Below are 5,190 nucleotides of genomic sequence, written 5' to 3' on the forward strand. Positions count from 1 at the left end.
CGCCAACCCGTAACCGCCAACCCGGTGAACGCAAAATCCGTTGAATGCAAAGCTGTTGAACGCAAACGCCCTTGAACGCATGAGCGCATGGCGCTTCTTTGGCAGGAGATCACAATGTCGACCTCGGTGACCCCTTCCGCGTCCCCGGCCTCGAGCGGCAACGCCGGCCGCGTCGTGCGATTTCTGGCGACGCGGGTCGGCTTGTCGTTGATCACACTGTGGCTGCTGTCGGTGATCGTCTTCGCTGGCGGCCAGTTGCTACCCGGCGATATCGGCCGCGCGGTACTCGGGCCGCTCGCCGATGCGCGCGCGGTCGCGGCGCTCAATCATCAGCTTGGCGCGGACCGGCCGCTCATGACGCAGTACGTCGAGTGGATCTCGCATTTCGTGCGTGGCGATATGGGACTGTCCTATGCGTATCGCGAACCGGTCGGGCCGTTTATCGCCGACGCTCTGGCGCATTCGGCCAAGCTCGGCCTGCTCGCGTTTATCGTCGTCGTGCCGCTCGGCATTGCGGGCGGCGTATGGTCGGCCATGCACGCAGGGCGCTGGCTCGATCGCACCATCAGCATTGCCGGATTATCGGCAACCGTAGTGCCGGAATTCGTCTCGTCGATCGTGCTGATTCTGGTGTTCGGCGTGTGGCTGCGTTGGCTGCCGATCGAAGCGTCGTATCCGCCCGAAGCGAGCGCGCTCGAACAACTGCGGCATCTGATTCTGCCGGTGCTGCCGCTGGTGCTGGTGTTCTTCGGCTACATCGCGCGCATGGCGCGCGCGGGCACCGTCGAGGCGCTCGATGCGGACTACACGCGCACTGCCATCCTCAAAGGCTTGCCGCGCCACACCGTGATCTGGCGTCACGTGTTGCGCAATGCGCTGCTGCCGACCATCACCGTCGCCGCGACGCAGCTCGGTTACATGATCGGCGGTCTCGTGGTGGTGGAGACGCTGTTCCACTATCAAGGCATTGGCTCATTGATCTACAACGCCGCCAAAGCCAAGGATTTTCCGATGCTCGAAGCGGGCGTGCTGACGATCGGCGTGGTGTACACCGCCGCCAATCTCGTCGCCGATGCGCTGCATGTTCTGCTGAATCCGCGACTGCGAGTAAGGAGCGCCGAATGAGCACCATCGTTCCGCCGGCCACGCCGCCTGCCGCACGTCCGGCTGCCGAACCGCGCTTCGACCAGTTGCGCGTGCTGCTGCGCTCGCCCACCTTTGTGGTCGGCGTGTTGATCGTTGGATGGTGGATCGTCTGCGCGCTCACCGGGCAATGGATCGTACGGATCGACCCGTATGCGTCCGATCCGCTCAACTCGCTGATGCCACCGGACGGCACGCATTGGTTCGGCACCGATCAACTCGGCCGCGACGTGTTCTCGCGAGTGATCGTCGGCGCGCGCGACATTCTGACCATCGCGCCTTTGGCGACCTTGCTCGGCACGGTCGCGGGAACGGCGCTTGGGTTGATCGTCGGCTACTTCGAGGGCTGGGTCGACAACGTAGTGGGCCGCGCGATCGACGCCGTGCTCGCGCTGCCGCTCGTGATCGTCGCGTTGCTCGCGCTGGCCGCGGTCGGCGCATCGAACTTGACCGTGATCCTCGTGATCGGCATCACCTTCATGCCGATCACCGCGCGTACGGTACGCGCCGCCGTGTTCGCCGAACGGCATCTGGACTACGTCGCCGCCGCGCAACTGCGCGGCGAACGCGCGCCGTACATCATGTTCGCGGAGATTCTGCCGAATGTCCTGCCGCCGATCATCGTCGAAGCAACCGTGCGGCTCGGCTATGCGATTTTCGCGGTCGCGACGCTGTCGTTTCTCGGTTTCGGCATCCAGCCGCCTTCCGCCGACTGGGGGCTCGCGTTGTCCGAGTCGTACACGCTAATGGCAGGCGGTGCATGGTGGACGGTCGTGTTCGCGGCCGGCGCCATCGCCTCGCTGGTGGTCGGCGTGAATCTGATCGCCGATAGCGTGCAAGGAGTGCTCGACCAATGAACGGCCCGCCGCCCGCCTCGTTCCCCGCCTTCGACGTCTCGAAGAGCGATCGCACGGATGCACTGACCGTGGTCGGGCTGACCGTCACGTACCGGATGCGCGGACGCGATCGCGAAGTGCTGCAGGACATCTCGTTCCGTGTGCGGCGTGGCGAAGCGTATGGTCTGGTCGGCGAATCGGGTTGCGGCAAATCGACGGTCGCGATGGCGGCGTTGCGTTATCTGCCGCGCAACGGCAAGGTGAAGGCCGGCAAGATCATCATCGCCGGTCAGGACGTGCAGAAGCTCGATGCGGATGCGCTGCGCTCGATGCGCGCGAACGCGATTTCGATGGTCTATCAGGACCCTGGGCGCGCACTGAATCCGTCACTGACGATTTCGCGGCAAGTCACGGAAGCATTCGAAGCAGCCGGCGCCTCGCGTGACGAAGCGCTGCGGCGCACGGTCGAGATATTGCAACGCGTGCGCATCGCGTCACCCGAGCGGGTGATGGCGAGCTACCCGCATCAGCTGTCGGGCGGCATGCAGCAGCGTGTGGTCATTGCCATGGCGCTCGCCTCGAACCCCGCCCTGCTGATTCTCGACGAACCGACCACCGGACTCGACGCCACCGTCGAAGCCGAAGTGCTCGACCTCGTGGCACAACTGCGCGAAGAACTCGGCACGGCCGTGCTGTTCATCAGCCACAACCTCGCGGTGATCGGGCGAATGTGCGAGCGCATCGGCGTGTTGTATGCCGGCAAGCTGGTCGAGGAAGGCGCGACCCAGGACGTGTTCGCGCGGCCACGTCATCCCTACACGGTTGGACTGCTGCGTTGCTTGCCCGGCACGGGACGCAACAAGGACACCGAGCGGCTCGACACCATCGCGGGCAATCTGCCCTTGCCGGGTTCGGTCACGCAAGGTTGCATTTACGCGGACCGCTGCCGCCTCGCCGACGACCGCTGCCGCCGTGAAGCACCACCGCCGTATCGCGTGAGTGCCGCGCATGGCGATCAGATGTCGCGCTGCCATTACCACGAACGCGCCATCGAACTGCCGCGCGCGAGCGCGGAAGCGCTGCCCCGGCGCGACGATGCATTGCGTGACAGCGAGCGCCCTGCCGTCGTGCTGCGCGCGCAGAAACTCTCGAAGACATTCCACGTATCCGGCGCCCCGCTGCGCGCAGTGGACAACGTCTCGATCGATCTCGCCAGCGGCGAAACGCTTGGCCTCGTCGGCGAATCCGGCAGCGGCAAGACGACGCTCGCGAAACTGATGCTCGGCCTGCTCACTCCGGACGCGGGCAGCGTGCTCGAACTCGACGGCACGCCACTCGCCGCGCGCGTCACGCGACGCAACGACGAGCAGGTCAAGTCGCTGCAGATCGTGTTTCAGAATCCGGACTCGGCGCTCAATCGCGCGCATTCAGTGAAGCGGCTGATCGGCCGTGCGTTGTCGCGCCTTACCGCATTGCGGGGCGCCGCGATCGACGAGAGGCTCGCCACCTTGACGGCCGCCGTGCGTTTGCCCGAGCGCTATCTCGGCTCGCGCACGCGTCAGTTGTCCGGCGGACTCAAGCAACGCGTGGCGATCGCGCGCGCATTTGCCGGTGAGCCGCGCGTGGTGGTCTGCGACGAACCCACGTCCGCACTCGACGTCTCCGTGCAGGCCGCGATTCTCAACCTGCTCGCCGACCTGCAACGCGAGCGCGGCGTGAGCTACGTGTTCATCTCGCACGATCTGCATGTGGTGCGCTATCTGTCGGATCGCATCGCGGTGCTGTACCTCGGACGGTTGCTGGAGATTGGACCGGCGGCCGCGGTGTTCGACGGTCCGCACCATCCTTACACTGAAGCGCTGCTGTCTTCGGTACCGACGCTCGACGCCCACCAGACCAGAGCCCGCATACGCCTCTCCGGCGATCTGCCGAGCGCGGCGTCGCCGCCATCCGGCTGCGTGTTCCATACGCGTTGCCCGCGCAAACTCGGGGCAATCTGCGAGCAGCTGGATCCACCCTTCGTCGCAGCCGGTGGCGATGCTGCTCAAGCGTCCGCGCATCGCATCCGCTGCCACATCCCCGTCGACGAACTACGTGCGCTGCAAGCCGCTCCGCGCAATCACGTCGACGACATCGGCAAGGCCTCCGGCAACGGCTCGGAAAACGCACCGGAAAATGCCGCGCGCAACAAATAGGGTGCGATAAAAGCGGCATTCCGCTCACGCGTTTCATCGTCGAAACGTTTTCGTGCGTTTTTCGCTCGCGGGCATCGCACATCCCTATTCGGCATCTGTCGCCACAAGGCTTTGCAGGCAATGGCATGGATATCGCTATTTACCGTCCAGACATTCGAAGCCGAAGAGACCGGAACAGAGTCGCAAGCGCCGCTTGTGCGAATCGCCCTGGCAAGAAGCGATAGATCACGAAGCACGCCCGGACGGCGCCTGTGGAAGCCCGGGCAGGCGCTTGTCGGCGCACTGCTGGCTGTGCAGCCGGGAAGACCGTGAGGGTGTTTGACTTGCACCAGCAAAACAGACCCGGGGGACGACGAGGCCCGCGTCCAGACAGGCACACCGCTGGCGAATCAGCGTGAGAGATGACGGCACGAGGTGTCGACCTTCCCTCGGGAGAGATGCGATGAAGACCAGAGGATTCAATCAGTACTACTGCGGGGTCATACGGAGTGCGGCAATCGTGGCGGGTGTGGCGTTGCTGGCGACCCAGGTCGCGTACCCCGCGTCGACCGATGTCATTCCCAAATGGATCGTGCTTGCCGATGCTCCGTTGCCTGCGAGCGGCACGCACGGCGCGACGCAGCTCGCGCAGGACGAGGGTTCCGCGGCAGGCGTAGTGGCCACCGGCACCGCGCCCGGCGAACCGACGGCTGCCGACGATGCGGCCGTGGTGTTTCAGCCGCATGACTGCACGACCGGCAATGTCGGCGGCTGCGTGCAGCGTGGTGGCGGCAGCGGTAACGGCGCGGCGAGCGCGGGCAACAATGGCGCGAGTGGCAACGGTGCCAGCGGAGGCACGGGTGCGGGCGGCGGCGCCGGTAAGGGTAACGGCGGGGGAAGCGGTGGTGGTAGCAGTGGCGGTGGAAGCAGCGGCGGTGGAAGCAGCGGCGGTGGAAACAGTGGCGGCGGCAGCAGCAGCGGTGGAAGCAGCGGCGGTGGAAGCAGCGGCGGTGGCGGCAGCGGCGGCGGCAGCAGCG

At 65.7% G+C, this 5,190-nt stretch carries 4 protein-coding genes; all 4 read left to right on the plus strand.

The window, feature by feature from the left end:
- Positions 1 to 114 precede the first annotated feature (114 nt).
- Positions 115 to 1,125, plus strand: coding sequence for an ABC transporter permease (locus QOC89_RS29990; protein WP_323048354.1), 1,011 nt, complete (start codon positions 115 to 117; stop codon positions 1,123 to 1,125).
- On the plus strand, positions 1,122 to 2,000 hold the full coding sequence (locus tag QOC89_RS29995) for an ABC transporter permease (protein WP_323048355.1): 879 nt from the start codon (positions 1,122 to 1,124) through the stop codon (positions 1,998 to 2,000). The genes QOC89_RS29990 and QOC89_RS29995 overlap by 4 nt, the downstream gene beginning before the upstream one ends.
- A complete protein-coding gene (locus QOC89_RS30000; protein ID WP_323048356.1) occupies positions 1,997 to 4,174 on the plus strand; it encodes an ABC transporter ATP-binding protein in 2,178 nt (725 codons plus the stop codon). Before QOC89_RS29995 ends, QOC89_RS30000 begins: the two co-directional genes overlap by 4 nt.
- A gap of 442 nt (positions 4,175 to 4,616) precedes the next feature.
- Positions 4,617 to 5,190 (plus strand): hypothetical protein (locus tag QOC89_RS30005; protein WP_323048357.1); only part of this gene is annotated, 574 nt, incomplete at its 3' end.

Source organism: Paraburkholderia sp. (assembly GCF_034668105.1).
Lineage (GTDB): Bacteria > Pseudomonadota > Gammaproteobacteria > Burkholderiales > Burkholderiaceae > Paraburkholderia.